This window comes from Mesorhizobium norvegicum (assembly GCF_004919685.1).
GTDB classification, from domain to species: Bacteria; Pseudomonadota; Alphaproteobacteria; order Rhizobiales; family Rhizobiaceae; genus Mesorhizobium; species Mesorhizobium norvegicum.
Genome location: NZ_SMYZ01000066.1, coordinates 82,602 through 96,482, shown reverse-complemented (window position 1 = coordinate 96,482; position 13,881 = coordinate 82,602). Strand labels below are relative to the sequence as shown.

Annotated in this window: 11 protein-coding genes and 1 pseudogene; 11 read left to right on the top strand and 1 reads right to left on the bottom strand. The window is 59.2% G+C overall.

What is annotated here, in order from left to right; translation table 11 throughout:
• Window positions 1-209: 209 nt before the first annotated feature.
• The 6 genes from FCU66_RS26825 (at window position 210) to FCU66_RS26800 (ending at window position 7,111) form a co-directional block, all read left to right on the top strand.
• Window positions 210-1,892 carry an ABC transporter substrate-binding protein gene (locus FCU66_RS26825; RefSeq protein ID WP_136617844.1) on the top strand — a complete coding sequence of 561 codons (1,683 nt, stop codon included), beginning with the start codon at window positions 210-212 and terminating at the stop codon, window positions 1,890-1,892.
• Window positions 1,889-2,878 (top strand): ABC transporter permease, encoded by a 990-nt coding sequence (locus FCU66_RS26820; RefSeq protein WP_136617845.1) that lies wholly within the window; start codon window positions 1,889-1,891, stop codon window positions 2,876-2,878. The genes FCU66_RS26825 and FCU66_RS26820 overlap by 4 nt, the downstream gene beginning before the upstream one ends.
• Window positions 2,875-3,807, top strand: a complete 933-nt coding sequence (locus FCU66_RS26815) for an ABC transporter permease (RefSeq protein WP_136617846.1) — start codon at window positions 2,875-2,877, stop codon at window positions 3,805-3,807. The genes FCU66_RS26820 and FCU66_RS26815 overlap by 4 nt, the downstream gene beginning before the upstream one ends.
• A complete protein-coding gene (locus FCU66_RS26810; protein ID WP_136617847.1) occupies window positions 3,804-4,811 on the top strand; it encodes an ABC transporter ATP-binding protein in 1,008 nt (335 codons plus the stop codon). Before FCU66_RS26815 ends, FCU66_RS26810 begins: the two co-directional genes overlap by 4 nt.
• Window positions 4,804-5,805, top strand: coding sequence for an ABC transporter ATP-binding protein (locus tag FCU66_RS26805; RefSeq protein ID WP_136617848.1), 1,002 nt, complete (start codon window positions 4,804-4,806; stop codon window positions 5,803-5,805). The genes FCU66_RS26810 and FCU66_RS26805 overlap by 8 nt, the downstream gene beginning before the upstream one ends.
• 334 nt (window positions 5,806-6,139) lie before the next feature.
• Window positions 6,140-7,111 carry an alpha/beta fold hydrolase gene (locus FCU66_RS26800; protein ID WP_136617849.1) on the top strand — a complete coding sequence of 324 codons (972 nt, stop codon included), beginning with the start codon at window positions 6,140-6,142 and terminating at the stop codon, window positions 7,109-7,111.
• A 76-nt stretch (window positions 7,112-7,187) separates the two neighbouring features.
• Here the strand turns inward: FCU66_RS26800 and FCU66_RS41315 are convergent, their stop codons facing one another.
• Window positions 7,188-7,472, bottom strand: coding sequence for a hypothetical protein (locus FCU66_RS41315; RefSeq protein ID WP_168991863.1), 285 nt, complete (start codon window positions 7,470-7,472; stop codon window positions 7,188-7,190).
• 79 nt (window positions 7,473-7,551) lie between these two features.
• Between FCU66_RS41315 and FCU66_RS26790 the strand changes: the two genes are divergently transcribed.
• The 5 genes and pseudogenes from FCU66_RS26790 (at window position 7,552) to FCU66_RS26770 (ending at window position 13,829) form a co-directional block, all read left to right on the top strand.
• A complete protein-coding gene (locus FCU66_RS26790; protein ID WP_246094020.1) occupies window positions 7,552-9,675 on the top strand; it encodes a prolyl oligopeptidase family serine peptidase in 2,124 nt (707 codons plus the stop codon).
• A 282-nt stretch (window positions 9,676-9,957) separates the two neighbouring features.
• Window positions 9,958-10,251: pseudogene (locus FCU66_RS26785) on the top strand (hypothetical protein); the annotation flags it as partial.
• 125 nt (window positions 10,252-10,376) lie between these two features.
• Complete coding sequence (locus FCU66_RS26780; RefSeq protein WP_136617904.1) at window positions 10,377-11,630, top strand: methylaspartate ammonia-lyase; 1,254 nt, start codon at window positions 10,377-10,379, stop codon at window positions 11,628-11,630.
• Window positions 11,631-11,641: 11 nt separating this feature from the next.
• Entirely contained in the window at window positions 11,642-12,793 is a 1,152-nt protein-coding gene (locus FCU66_RS26775) for a CaiB/BaiF CoA transferase family protein (RefSeq protein ID WP_136617851.1), read from the top strand.
• Window positions 12,794-12,926: 133 nt separating this feature from the next.
• Window positions 12,927-13,829 carry an HpcH/HpaI aldolase/citrate lyase family protein gene (locus FCU66_RS26770; protein ID WP_246094019.1) on the top strand — a complete coding sequence of 301 codons (903 nt, stop codon included), beginning with the start codon at window positions 12,927-12,929 and terminating at the stop codon, window positions 13,827-13,829.
• Window positions 13,830-13,881 lie beyond the last annotated feature (52 nt).

Genomic DNA, 13,881 nt, shown 5'->3' with positions numbered 1-13,881 from the left:
GGCGACACCCACTTTCGCCTCGGAACGACGGGCAACTATCTGGATTCCAGATTGTTGCAATATAAAAAATATCCTTGTGGGATCAAGCAGCGGCAACTCCAATAGAAGCGCTACAGGGAATCCGCCGCTTTTTGATTCAGGGATGACACGCGTGTCGCGTCGCCGGCCTGCTCCAAAAGCAAGACACACATAATTTGAGGGGAGAAACTATGAACAAGTGGCCACTCACTCGCCGCGCCGTAGCGAAAGCAATGCTTTTGGCATCGGCTGCACCTTGGGTCATGAATTTGGAGGCGCGTGCCGGCTCATCTTGCACCGATGGCATCGTGCGTATCGCCGGAATTGCCGCACCCGACACAATGAATCCCTTTGCCACTTGGAGTTCGTCCTGGCCCATGTACTTCACCTATGACGCCCTGGTCGGCGTGGACGCCCAGCGCCACGACGATCGGAGGGGATTTGCCAAATCATGGTCCGTTGCCAAAGACAACCTCACGTGGACATTCAAGATTTGGCCTAGCATGAAGTGGTCTGACGGCCAGCCTGCGACGGCGCGGGACGCTGCGTTCACTTATAACTATTTGCGGGGATCCATCGGCAAGCCGGACGAACTGAACGTTGGCTACAATAATACGGGTGGCTTGGAGAACATCGAGTCCATTACGGCACTGGATGACGAGACTCTGCAAATCGTGACCAAGAGCCCCACTCGTTGGCCTGTCGACAACTACACATTGATGGTTCCCGAGCACATCTGGAAGGACGTATCTTACGCCGAAGCTCGCAGCACCTTCCAAAACAAGCCGCCGCTGGTGGGAACCGGGCCTATGTTCGTTTCAGAATTTCAACCCGGACAGTTTGCCAGTCTCACGCCTAACAAGTACTTCCGCGCGGGGCGACCGGCGACTGCCGGCATGACCTACCGCTTCTTCAATACTGCCGATCCTATCGCTCAGGGGTTGAAGAGCGGCGATCTCGATTACGGAATGAGCTTAACTGCTGCCCAGTGGGCCGATCTCTCGAAGGATTCCAAGATTGTGGTGGGTGAATCGCGTGTCGAGCAACGGAATTACCTAGCCTTCAACACAGCATCCGGCCAGGGAAAGGGCAGTACAAAGGCGCTGCAAGATCCAGCGTTTCGCGATGCGATCGGCTTCGCGATCGATCAGAAGACCATTGTCGATCGGGCCTTCCGCGGGCACGCCGACCCGGGGGTTGGAGTCGCAATGCCGGTGGCGGCCGATTACTATTCGGATCTGAGCGATATCAGGCGTCGCTTCGACCTTGCTGAGGCAGGGCGGCGGCTTGATGCCGCCGGCTATCGGGATACCAATGGCGACGGTCTCCGTGAGGATCAGGAGGGAAACCCGTTCCAGCTGCAGCTGATCACAGGGACCTCGTCGGGTGTCCTTGAAATACCGACCGCGGCCATACAGCTTATCGCGGGCTGGCTTGAGCAAGTTGGAATACCTGTCACCGTGACTCAGATCGATTCCGGCGCGCTCGCGGCTCGCACTGCAGCTCCCGCGGATGGCGGCGGCGGGTGGGATCTGCTCGTCAGCGCAGGCTGGCTGGGTCCATCGGCTCACGACCTGCTCAGCTTGGGCAATAGTAAGCTCATCGGCACCAGCAACACATCTTACTGGAAGAACGACAAGTTCGATAAGCTGCTGTCGGAAGCCGACGTAACCGTTGACCTCAAGAACAGTCGGGAATTAGTCGATCAGGCCTCGCGCTTGATTTACATCGAAGCGCCCTACATCATCCTATGTTACCCCTTCCTGCTCGAAGCCCATCGAAAGGACTGCTTCCAAGGTTGGGGGACGAACGACGCGGTGTCGATGTGGGGCTATTTCCCGTTTGATCGCCTGAAGCCGGTCCCAACGCCGTGAACGGAGGCGGGACGAGCCGGCATATCGGACGCATCATCATTAGGGCGATTGTGACGCTTCTGATGGTGGCGATCCTTAACTTCATCCTGTTCCGAGTCATTCCAGGTGATCCTGCCAAGCTTCTGCTTGGCGGTGCGCGTACCAGCGTGACCGCTGAGCAGATCGAGGCGCAGCGCCAGAACTGGGGCCTTAATCGGCCGCTGTTTCCGGACCAGTTGGTCGACTACCTGTCGGCAACTGTCCGGGGCGATCTGGGCTACAGCTTTAAATTCAGGGGCAGGCATGTCGCCGACCTGATTTTGGAGCGCTTGCCAGCCACTATCATCTTGGTCGGGATTGCTCAGTTAACAGCAATTGTTATTGGGGTGATGGTTGGCATCTATGCGGGCTGGCGCCGAGGAGGAACACTAGACAATCTTGCCACCGGCAGCTCTCTGCTGCTCTATTCGACACCTTCCTTCTGGATGGCCATGATCCTGGTGGTGATCTTCAGCACGTCGTTGGGTTGGTTTCCGGGTTATGGTGCATACTCGCCCGGAGCGATCACGGGCTTCCTTGGTTCGTTCCTCGATTACCTGCGGCATCTCACGCTCCCGGTCACCGCGGTCGCCCTTGGACTTATCGGTCAATACGTGGTGGTCGCTCGCGCTGCGATGAGCGACGTTGTCACCGAGGACTACATGGTGACTGCACGGGCAAAGGGACTGACCGGCGGTCAGATGCTGATGCGTCATGCATTTCGTAATGCAATGCTGCCGGTCGTTACCTTGATTACCCTCAATCTTGGCTATGTGGTGGCAGGTGCCATCACCGTCGAAGCCGTATTCGCCTGGCCGGGCATCGGCGGCCTGACGGTGGAGGCGCTCAATGCACGGGACTATCCAGTCCTTCAAGGCATATTCCTGTTGCTTGGTGCCTCGATTGTTGTCGCAAACCTCGTAGCCGATCTTGCCTACGGCCTTCTTGATCCGAGGGTCCGACAATGAGTGAAAGTACAGTTCGTTATTCCCAGCGAGGCGGCGCGCGCGCGATGAAAGGCTTTCTGCGTCAATTTCTCAGCTACGGCGGCGCTCAGGTGGGCCTCGTGTGTCTGGTATTCTTTCTTGTTGTGGCACCGATCCCAAATATTCTGGTGGGGCCGCTTCAGACTGCGATCAATGCAACCGGCGATTTCCTCGCACCTCCATCAGGCGAACATCTGCTCGGCACGGACGAAGTCGGGCGAGACGTGCTCAATCTGGTCGTCCATGGTGCCCGGATATCGCTCACGATCGCGCTGCTGGCGACCGTGATCAGCCTCATCGTTGGCACTACGGTTGGTATCACCGCTGGCTACTATGGTGGCAGGGTTGATGTCTGGCTGATGCGCCTGACGGACTTCTTTTTCGTCATGCCGTCTTTCGTGCTGGCACTGGTCATCACACCCGTGGTTCTCGAGGTGATGGGGCGCGGCGGAGAAATCCTCGGCTTCCGTCCTTCTCCTTTCGTGATCCTTGTCGTTATCGGCCTGACAAGCTGGGCGTTCGTCGCGCGCATCGTTCGCAGTCAGACCCTTTCGCTTAAGGAGCGAACATTCATTGATCGTGCCCGCGTTGCAGGTAGCAGTAATTTCAGCATTATGGTGCGGCACATCCTGCCCAATCTCGTGCCGCAAATCGCAGCCAACGGGGCTCTGGTCGTCGCCGGCGCGATCTATGTCGAGACGTCGCTCTCGTTCCTCGGGCTTGGCGATCCGTTGCAGCCCTCATGGGGGACTTTGCTTTCGCTCGCTCAACGGGCCGGTGCGGCCAGTGCTGGAGCCTGGTGGTATCTCGGTGCCCCCGGAGTGTGCGTCCTCACGGTTTCCCTTAGCTTCGTCCTGATTGGCAATGCCCTCGACGACACATTCAACCCACGGCGGCGGGTGATCCCATGACAAGCTCCTCCCAGGAGAAGCCCCCGCTTCTGGACGTTAAGGGCCTCTCTGTTGACTATGGGCTCAAGGGCGTTCCATCGCGTGCGATCGACAGCGTAAGCTTCGCGCTCCGGGCCGGAGAGGCCGTTGGCCTCGTCGGAGAATCGGGCAGTGGCAAGACCACGACTGCAATGGCGATTGCGGGTCTGCTATCACCCAACGCGCGGGTCAGCAAGGGCGAGGTACGCTATCGCGGAGAGCAACTGCCGATCGATGACGATGCGTCGATGCGGCCACATCGCTGGAGCGAAACGTCCGTTGTCTTTCAGGGCGCGATGAATGCGCTCAACCCAGTACACCGCATCATCAAGCAGATCGCCGAGCCGTGTATGCTGAAGCTCGGCATGTCGCGTGGCGAGGCGACCGCGCGGGCAAGGGAACTGCTCGAACTCGTCGGCATCCCGGCGGATCGCGGTTCCGCCTATCCTCACGAATTGTCGGGCGGAATGCGACAAAGGGTGATGATTGCCATGGCGCTCGCGTGTCGCCCCTCAATCATAATCGGCGACGAGCCGACCACGGCGCTCGACGTCATAACACAGGCCCAAATTCTGAAGCTGCTGGGTGAATTGCGGTCGAGGCTTGGCCTTGCCCTCATTTTGATCACCCACGATCTTTCTGTGGTGGCCGAGTGTTGTGATCGCGTGATGATCATGTATGCGGGCCGGATCGTCGAAGATGGCACGGTCGCCGAGATCTTCGCCCAGCCCAAACATCCCTACACCCGCCTGCTGATCGAATCGATCCCAAACCCGGCGAGCGGCAAAAAGATGATCCGGCCAATACCCGGTGATCCTCCCAACCTGGTGAACCGACCGTCGGGCTGCGCCTTCCACCCACGTTGCCCGTCAGTGATGGCGGTTTGTGCCACCGAAGTCCCTAGCCTCGATCAGTTCGGGCGGGGACGCGTCGCCTGTCATCTTTACCGGTCCTCGCAAGAAGACAAGGTTGCAGTCCATGCCTGACACCGCCGATATCCTGCGACTTGAGAGCCTGCAGGTCCATTTTCCTATCCAGGGCGGGCTTTTCGACCATGTCCTGGGCCGACCCGCCGGCGCCGTGCGCGCGGTGGACGGGATCGACCTCAACATCGGGCGCGGCGAGATCGTCGCCCTGGTCGGGGAATCGGGAAGCGGCAAGACGACGGTGGGCCGCGTCATCACCAAGCTTGCCCAGCCAACGGGTGGCAGAATGCTGTTCGAAGGCCGCGACATGACGTCGGTTCAAGGCTCCTCGGCCTTGCGTCCTTACCGGCATCGCGTGCAGATGATCTTCCAGGACGCTTATCAGGCGCTCAACCCGCGACACACCGTGTTCGATGTCGTGGCGGAGCCGTTGCGGTCACTGCGGCTGGTCGGCAACGCCAGCCAACTCACGGAGCGGGTCAGCGAAGCTCTCGCGTCGGCCGGGCTCAATCCTCCCGGAGATTTCTTCGCCCGTTTCCCACATGAGCTGTCCGGTGGGCAGCGTCAGCGCGTCGTCATTGCCGGAGCACTTGCCGTTAGGCCGGGGCTCATCGTTGCTGACGAACCTGTGTCGATGCTCGATGTCTCGATACGCGCACAGATCCTTCAGGTCCTGGTTGCTCTACGTGACAAGCACAATATGGCGCTGCTTTTCATCACCCACGACCTACCGCTCGCCTGGTTGATCGCCGACAAGATTGCCGTCTTGTATCTTGGAAAATTGGTTGAGATCGGCAGCGCCGACGACATCACATTCAACCCGCGCCATCCCTATACCGTCGCCTTGCGTAACGCCACACCGCAGGTTGGCGCCAATGCAGGTCGCGCCGAGTTGCGGGGCCTGCAGGGCGAGGTTCCAAGTGCCGCCCGAGTGCCGAAAGGCTGTCGTTTCCATCCTCGCTGCCCCCTGGCCTTCGATCGCTGTAAGCAAGAGGAACCGCCGGCCATCGAAGTCGGGCCGCAGCACATGTCTGCATGCTGGTTGGCAGCGTGAACGCCGGCGCAGCACTTTCAGACTTGCTCCGTCGTCGAGCGTAGGCTGCACAGTAGGAGTGGGTGTAATGATCAAGATGGCCGACTACAGCATAATTCATTGCAATATCCGGAAACGGCCCTGCAACTGCGATAATTTGCAGTCGGCTGCTACGTTTCGTGCGCGTGTCGATTGTCCAGAGCTGCAGTCAACACATCTCGCTCTCCCAGATGGGTACGATAAATCCCGTGGGAATCGTCGCAAGTAAACCATCGGTTGTGACAGCAAGTTTATCCTGAACCCGGAGCAGTAGTAAAGCGGGCTGCTCTCTTCGATATTGTGAGGAGACACGATTTTGAAAAGACCACACTATACCGATCCATCATTCCAGACGGATCCATCCGCGGCTTCATCGTTTGTAGAAGTTCAGGAGGAACCATCTTTCATCGAGAAATATCTAACCCCGCGCGTTTTCGAAGTCCAAATGTCGCAAGGAAGGACTGTCCGAGCCTATGAGGTTGGGCCGCCTGACGTTCCAGTCGTGGTCGGGATCCATGGGACCCCCAGCACCGGGCTTGGCCAGGTTGTGAACTACATAGCCAGCGGCGCAATCTTCTGCCGCCTCGTTGCGTTCGATCGTCAAGGCTACGGGGGCTCAACCCCGGAGCCCGGGCGTAAGGTCCGCGACATCGCCCCGGTCGTGGAGGCCATCCTTGATGACTTATCAGTCGACACGGCAGCGGTGTACGGCCATTCTGGGGGTGGAATGCTCGCGCTTGCTACCGCAGCGCTGCTGCCCAAGCGCATTTCGCGGGCTGTGTGTAATGCCGGCAATGGCCCGAACTATGGTTCGGGGGGGTTCGACTACGCCGACGGTCCTTCGCCCCTTATGCGCGAGGAGATCCTTGAGGCGCGAAAAGGTCCACAGGCATCCCGCGAATTCTACCGCCGCGTACGCGATCCTGAAGTTGAGAAACAGTTGCATTCTGAAAATGATCGTCGCATTGCGCGTGTACTGGCTCCCTTAAGAGACAAGATCACTCAACAGCTGGCGTTGCCTGAATCTCGTTATTCGGAAGAAGATGCCTACGTTGATGATGTTCAATCATGGGTGCAGCCATGGGGCTTTGAACTCGCATCAATAACGGTACCTACCAGGATCTTTCATGGCCTCGAGGATCTTCAGGCGGCGCGGCGTCACTCCGAGTGGCTGCAGACGCAGATCCCGAATTCGAGCTTGGAGCTTTTTCCCCACTTCGGGCACAACTTGAGCCAACTCATGCCGCATATGTTGGCATGGCTGGTGCACGACGAGGTTCGATCCTAGTGCGCATCCACCGCTTGGCAGCAGGAGCCTGCGACCGACAGAATTGGTATCGTGGCAGGGTACAGGCTCGTCTCGGTCACACCATTCCGGCGCTGCGGGGGGCGAGGTTCCAAAGCGCCGCGCGCGTGCCAGAGGGCTGCCGTTTCCATCCGCGTTGCCTGCTGGCTGTCAACCGCTGCCGGCAAGAGGAGCCGCCGGCCATCGAAGTGAGGTCGGAACATGTGGTCGCGTGGTGGCTGGCGAAGTGCAGCATCGGGGGTTTCGTCGCAGCGGCTTTGGCGAGCACCGCACGCGGTGCCGCCATCGTTGGAGGGACAAAGATGGCAATCACATGCGCCATCGCTGGATAGAGGGTTTTCACGCTATTCTCTGGGAGGAACATTGATGCGCAAACAATATTGTTCGCAAGATGCAGCATACTCTTGTGTTCAGGGGGCGATATGATGGGAGACGAGCGCCCGCAACCACCGCTTCCTCGTGCCGAGCCACGGATCAGGGTGCTTCATGACGACGTCACGGAGGATTCGTATGGTTGGCTTCGCGACCGCGAGAATCCCGATGTCCGCGCGTATCTGGAAGCCGAGAACAGCTACGCGGAGCAAGCGACAGCTCACCTGGCAGAGCTCAAGGCCGAGCTCATCGCCGAGATCGAAGGGCGTCAGCCTAGCGAGGGCGCCCCGCCAGCGTTCCAAGTTGGACCTTTCGAGTACTTCCAAAGACCCGAACCGGGCCTGTCTCATCCGGCCTGGTGGCGCCGGCATATGGCCGGAGACTCGGCCGAGCTTGTTCTCGACCCAAACGCAATTCCCGGAGCCGAGGTCTTCTATTCGCTCGGTGTCTTCGAGCCGAGCGACGACGGGCGTTACATCGCGTTTAGCTTCGATGTCATCGGTGACGAGAACTACGAGCTTACGGTGCTGGACATGGAGACCGGCCGCGACGTCTGGCGCGACTCGCGCCGCGCCGGGCGGGCCGTCTGGGCCGCCGACAATCAAACGCTCTTTTTCACACGGGAACGGGCTGATCGGCGCCGACACGATCAGATCGTCCGGTTGGACATTAAGGTCGGGCACTCCGAGGTGGTGTTCGAGGAGGCCAACGAGAGACTGGAGGTACTGGTCCGGCGTTCTGATAGCGGCGCCTGGTTGTTCCTCGACCTACTTACGACCTCGGACATTTCCGCTTCCGTTCAGCGAGGCGCCGCAGAGGTGTGGTGCCTTCCTGCAGGCGATCCGGGGGGACAGTGGCGCCGGATCTTGGCGCGTGAACTCGGATACGAAAGTTTTGTAGAACACTGGGAGGACACGTTCCTGTTCCGCGTGAACGACAATGGACCGTACTGGCGTCTCGTACGTGCGCCGATAGGTGACCCGTCACGGTCGCGCTGGGAGGAAGTCGTTCCACATCGAGCCGGGGTGACCCTCGAGGAGGTTCACGTCCTCGAGCAGCACTTGGTTGTCCTGGAGCGAGAAGGCCTCCGTCCTCGCCTGGTCTCGCGTGACGGGGGCGGGCGGGTTGGAGCAACGATCGCTCCTGATGAGCCGAGTTGCACTCTCACGGTAGGCCTGTCAGCAGGCGGTCGTCACTATTCGGTCGCACGGCATCCGTTCCGAGGCTCGAAGTTGACCTACTCAGTTAGCTCATTTGTGACGCCCGACACCTTCGTCGAGCATGATCTCGTCCACGATTGCTCGGTTGTCCTGCATCAGGTCCGGATTCCCGGATATGACGCGACTAAGTACGTCGCGACGGTCGTCATGGCGGAGGCAGAAGACGGGGTGCAGGTCCCGATCTCGTTGGTCGCGCGGCGCGATCGAGCTGGCCCCGGGCCGGTGTTATTGAATGTGTACGGCTGTTACGGAATAACGAGATGGCCCTCTTTCTTCAGTTGGCCCTCATACATGGCCAAGCGTTTAAGCCTGCTCGATCGCGGAGTTGCGTTCGGCATCGTGCACGTACGAGGTGGTGGTGAGCTCGGACGCCCATGGCACGAAGCGGCTACCCGAGATCGGAAACTTGTTACCCACACAGATCTGATCGTCGCTGCGGAGGGGCTCGTTGAACGGGGGATCGCTACCCGAGACGGCCTCGTCATTGAGGGGCAGAGCGCTGGTGGAGGTGTGGTGCTGGCTACGGCCGCCTTGCGGCCCGACTTGTTCCGCGCCGTGCTCGCCGAGGTTCCGCTCGCCGACATCCTGGATACTGAGATGGACTTCACGATGCCCTATGCCATACAGGAAACGGCGGAGTACGGAGACCCCCACATCGCCGACGAGTATCGGTACCTGCGCAGCTACGACCCCTATTACAACCTCAGCGCCGATCGCCCGCTTCCGCCGACCTACGTCGACAACGCGATCGATGATGGCCAGGTGCTCCACTACCAGCCCGCTCGCTACGTGGCGGAGCGTCGGTCCTGCGCCGCCGATCGCGACCCTGAGCTTGTGTTCCGCACCCGGACGGTAGGCGGCCACAGCGGCGCTTCACATGGGCCTGGGGTCGCCGAGGAATCAGCATTTCGCATGGCTTGGGCGCTCGATCAGCTTCGACGCGCGAGCTGTTGAGCGAAATTCTGTCCGGTTCCCGACGGTTCTGTTGCAATTTTCTTACCTGGGTCGGCATCTTCAAAGACAGGCCTGTACTGCAGTCATCGGCGTTGCGGAATTGGTGCAAACCGCGAACTCGGCGCTTCGACGCTTGCGCTCGCCGCAAACTCGGGATGACCTGATGGAGGGAAACAGAAGACCTTTCGCAATACCCGCTGGACCTAACCGGCGAGAACATTCCGATGGTGCGCTTTAAGAAAGTCGCCAAGCGTTACGGCTCCCTGACTTTTCTCGAACACCCCGATCTCGGCGCTCGATCCTCAGGTCATCGGCGAAGTGACGAACGTCATCCGCCGGCTGGTGTCGGATTACAATCTGACCATGCTGATGGTCACTCATCAAATGGGATTTGCGAGCGATATTTCAGACCTAGTCTGCTTTTTCTACAGGGGTAGAATTGAAGAACAGGTGCCCCCAAGCGAATTGTTTGTTAATCCAAAGAGCGACCGCACCCGGCAGTTTCTTTCAGCCGTCAAGGAAGCGGTGGAGGCATTAAAGGGCGGCAGGTCAACGATTTCGGCTAGGCCATCTTAAAAAGTGATGGCTATGATCGGGCCATTATATTGGCGGCTTCAATTGCAGATGTTGCATACTTTGCGTGACGCAATTCGTTGACCTCGCCAGCCACTGATAAGCTGGCCAATCTCGGCGGCAGAAACGTGCGAATCAAAGACGTTCTTTTAACGCCCGGCAACGGCGCCTTTTTCTACGATGATCAAGCGGCCATTAGGGCAGGGGCCGGACAGGACGGCTTCATCTACGTGGGAGAGCCGCTGTTGCCTGGCTTCCGCTCCATCCGCATTCCCGCAGCATCTGTCAGCATTGGCCTGGTCCTTCAAGATGATACGGTCGTCTGGGGCGATATGATGGGCGTCCAGTACTCCGGCGCTGGCGGTCGCGCCCCTTTGTTCGAGACCGCATCGATCATTGACCTCGTCTCAAGAGTCGTTGTTCCCCGGCTGCGCGAAATCGATTCTTCGCACTTTTTGGATGCCTGTAGCGAGGCGTTCGCTTTTGTGGAGGGCGAGCGCCTGCCCCTCTCAGTCGAGTATGGGGTAAGCCAGGCTCTTCTCGGCGCAGCCGCCCACGCTGCGCGCACGACCATGGCCGAGATCGTTTGTGCCGAACTTGGCCTGCCGCTTCCCAACCGAAGGGTACCGCTTTACGCCCAGAGCGGCGATGCCCGCGAAATCAACGTCGATAAAATGATCTTGAAGGCGGTGGATATACTCCCTCACGGCCTCATCAATTCGCGCAGCAAATTCGGCGTTGGTGGGAAAACTTTTCTGGATTTCGTCAAATGGGTGGCACACCGCGTCAAGCAAATCGGCCAAGCAGGCTATCATCCTGTTCTGCATTTCGATGTGTACGGTTGGATCGGGATGGAGATCGGGCTCGACGTTCAGCGCATCGCCGATTTCATCAGTAAGGTTGCCGACGCGGTTCCGGAGTTCACGGTGAATATCGAATCGCCAGCCGACTTCGGGTCTACCCCGGCGCAGGTCGAAAACTACGCCCAAATCGTCAGCATTCTGGATGCGCGCGCGTCACGTGCGCGCATCGTTGTCGATGAACGCTGCAACACGCTTGAGGATGTGCGTCTGTTTGCGGAGGCGAAGGCCACCCATCTCGTGCAGATCAAGACGCCGGACGTGGGCTCGATCGCCGACAGCGCCCGAGCGGTGCTTGTCTGCAAAGAAAACGACGTGGGCGCCTATGTGGGAGGCAGCTGCAGCGAGACAGATCTCTCCGCGCGAGCGACGGTTCACATCTCGGTGGCAACGCAAGCGGACATGATGCTCGCCAAGCCTGGCATGGGCGTCGACGAAGGCCTTTCCATTGTCGGCAATGAACAAAATCGGTTGCTAGCGATGCTTGATCGGCGTCGGGCACAAAACCGGAAAGCCGCGTAGGAAGCGCCCTGATGCTAAACAGTCTCAAGGACATCACGGTTGTGGCGGTCGAACAAGCCGTTGCAGCACCCTACGCATCGTCTCGCCTTGCGGACGCCGGCGCCCGGGTGATCAAGGTCGAAAGGCCCGAAGGGGACTTTGCGCGAAACTACGACAAGTTGGTGCGGGGACAGAGCGCTTACTTCGTCTGGCTCAACCGGGGTAAGGAGTCGGTCTGTCTGGACCTGAGGTTGGAGGCGGATCGCGCTGTCCTCGACACGCTCATTGCCAGTGCTGATGTCTTTATCCAGAACCTGAAACCGGGCAGTATCGAAAAACTGGGTTTCGCGGCTGCTGATCTGCGTCGACGTTTTCCGCGGCTGATCACCTGCGACATCTCTGGATTCGGGGACACAGGGCCGTATTCCCATTTGAAGGCCTATGATCTCATCGTCCAGGCCGAAACAGGTCTATGTGCGATCACCGGCAACCAACAAGGGCCCGCGCGTGTAGGGGTTTCGGTTTGCGACATTTCGGCGGGCATGACAGCACATAGCGCCATTCTTCAGGCGCTGTATCACCGCGAGGTCACCGGTGAAGGCGCCAGCATCCAGGTGTCACTGTTCGATGCCGTCGCCGACTGGATGAATGTTCCGGTTTTGCAAAACGACTATAGCGGCTATCACACGGTACGCGCTGGCGTGAAACACCCGTCGCTGGCGCCGTATGGCGCCTATCGTTGTGCCGATGGCAAAGAGGTCATCTTTTCGGTTCAGAATGACCGCGAATGGGTGAATTTTTGCGAGAAGTTCCTGAAGCAGCCCGGGCTTACACGCGCATCTGGCTTTGCTGATAATATGGAGCGTCTCAGTCACCGTGCGCAACTTGATGAGATCATTGAACGGCGGTTTTCCGAACTATCCTGCCACCAAGCGATGCAGGAGCTTGAGGCGGCCGGCCTTGCATATGGCCGACTGAACGAAGTGGTGGATCTTTCAAGGCATCCACACATTCGCAGGGTTGAGGTTGGCACACCCGAAGGAACCGTCGAGACGATAGCGCCGGCAGCGATTTTCAACTCGGAGCACCCCGCGCTGCGCCCAGTTCCGGCTCTTGGCGCTCATACCGAGGCTGTCCGCGAGGAGGTTCTGGGGCTTTTGCGCGAAAGAGCCGCGTCAGCGTGAGCGCGCGTCTGAGTAGGGGGAGTGCGCTCGCGGTTTGCGAAAAGCCTGAGTACCTCGGATCATCTCAGCGCATCGGCCATCCAGCAAGCCCACTACCGTCACGCTCGCTAAGATTGATTGCAGAGGCGACTGCATGATCAAGGACACCTTTCCGGCCGTCGAAAGCGCGATGTCTGTACCTCGCTGGAGATCCCTGCTCTTCGTACCCACTCACGTACCGCGCTTTGTGGAGACGGCCCATGAGCGGGGTGCGGATGGCGTCATACTCGACCTCGAGGATTCCGTTCCCCAGGATCAGAAGGGAGAAGCACGGCGGCAGCTTCCTGAATGCGTGGCCAAGGTGGGCCGGAAAGGCGCATCTGTCTTAGTCCGGGTTAATCATGGTTTGCGCGCTTTGGCGGGCGATCTTGATGCAGCAGTGATAGCGGGTGTTGACGCGCTTGTTCTTCCGAAGACGGATTCGGCAGAGTGGGTACTGGAGATCGCCAATGCAGTTTCAGAATTTGAACGGGAAAGAAGTCTTCCGCTGGGACGCATCCGGTTCCTTGCCCAAATCGAGACCCCGGGCGCCTTGCAAAGGCTCGGGGCCATTGCGTTGGCACATCCCAGGATGGTCGCAATGGCGCTCGGTCCTGAAGACTTCAGTGCCGCTGTCGGCGGCTCCCCTGAGTTCGACCTTCTGTTGGCGCCGAACCTTTCTGTTTTGTTTGCCGCCCGTGCGGCAGGCTTGCTCCCGCTGGGCTTCGTCGGGAGCATCGGCGAGTTCTCCGATAGTGATAAACTTCGTGAAGCCGCGACGCGTGCGCGGCGGCTTGGCTTTGTCGGAGCCTTCGCCATCCATCCGACACAAGTGGCCATATTCAATGAGGCTTTCTCGCCAAATGCCCAGGAACTCGAGTGGGCCCATAAAGTCGTCGCGGCGGAAAATGATGCCGCCACGCGTGGACTGTCCGCATTCTCGTTGAATGGCAAAATGATCGATCCGCCAGTGGTGCGGCGCGCCCAGGAGATACTGGCCTTGGCCAGCGATAACTGAGCCTATAATCGGCCGCACAGGCGGTTTTGAAACTAGTGCGACAGTTTTGTGG

Excerpts from the sequence above, each read along its gene's own strand:
- FCU66_RS26825 (WP_136617844.1), top strand. The coding sequence starts at position 210 with ATGAACAAGTGGCCACTCACTCGCCGCGCCGTAGCGAAAGCAATGCTT.
- FCU66_RS26815 (WP_136617846.1), top strand. The coding sequence starts at position 2,875 with ATGAGTGAAAGTACAGTTCGTTATTCCCAGCGAGGCGGCGCGCGCGCG.
- FCU66_RS26810 (WP_136617847.1), top strand. The coding sequence starts at position 3,804 with ATGACAAGCTCCTCCCAGGAGAAGCCCCCGCTTCTGGACGTTAAGGGC.
- FCU66_RS26805 (WP_136617848.1), top strand. The coding sequence starts at position 4,804 with ATGCCTGACACCGCCGATATCCTGCGACTTGAGAGCCTGCAGGTCCAT.
- FCU66_RS26790 (WP_246094020.1), top strand. The coding sequence starts at position 7,552 with ATGATGGGAGACGAGCGCCCGCAACCACCGCTTCCTCGTGCCGAGCCA.
- FCU66_RS26775 (WP_136617851.1), top strand. The coding sequence starts at position 11,642 with ATGCTAAACAGTCTCAAGGACATCACGGTTGTGGCGGTCGAACAAGCC.
- FCU66_RS26770 (WP_246094019.1), top strand. The coding sequence starts at position 12,927 with ATGATCAAGGACACCTTTCCGGCCGTCGAAAGCGCGATGTCTGTACCT.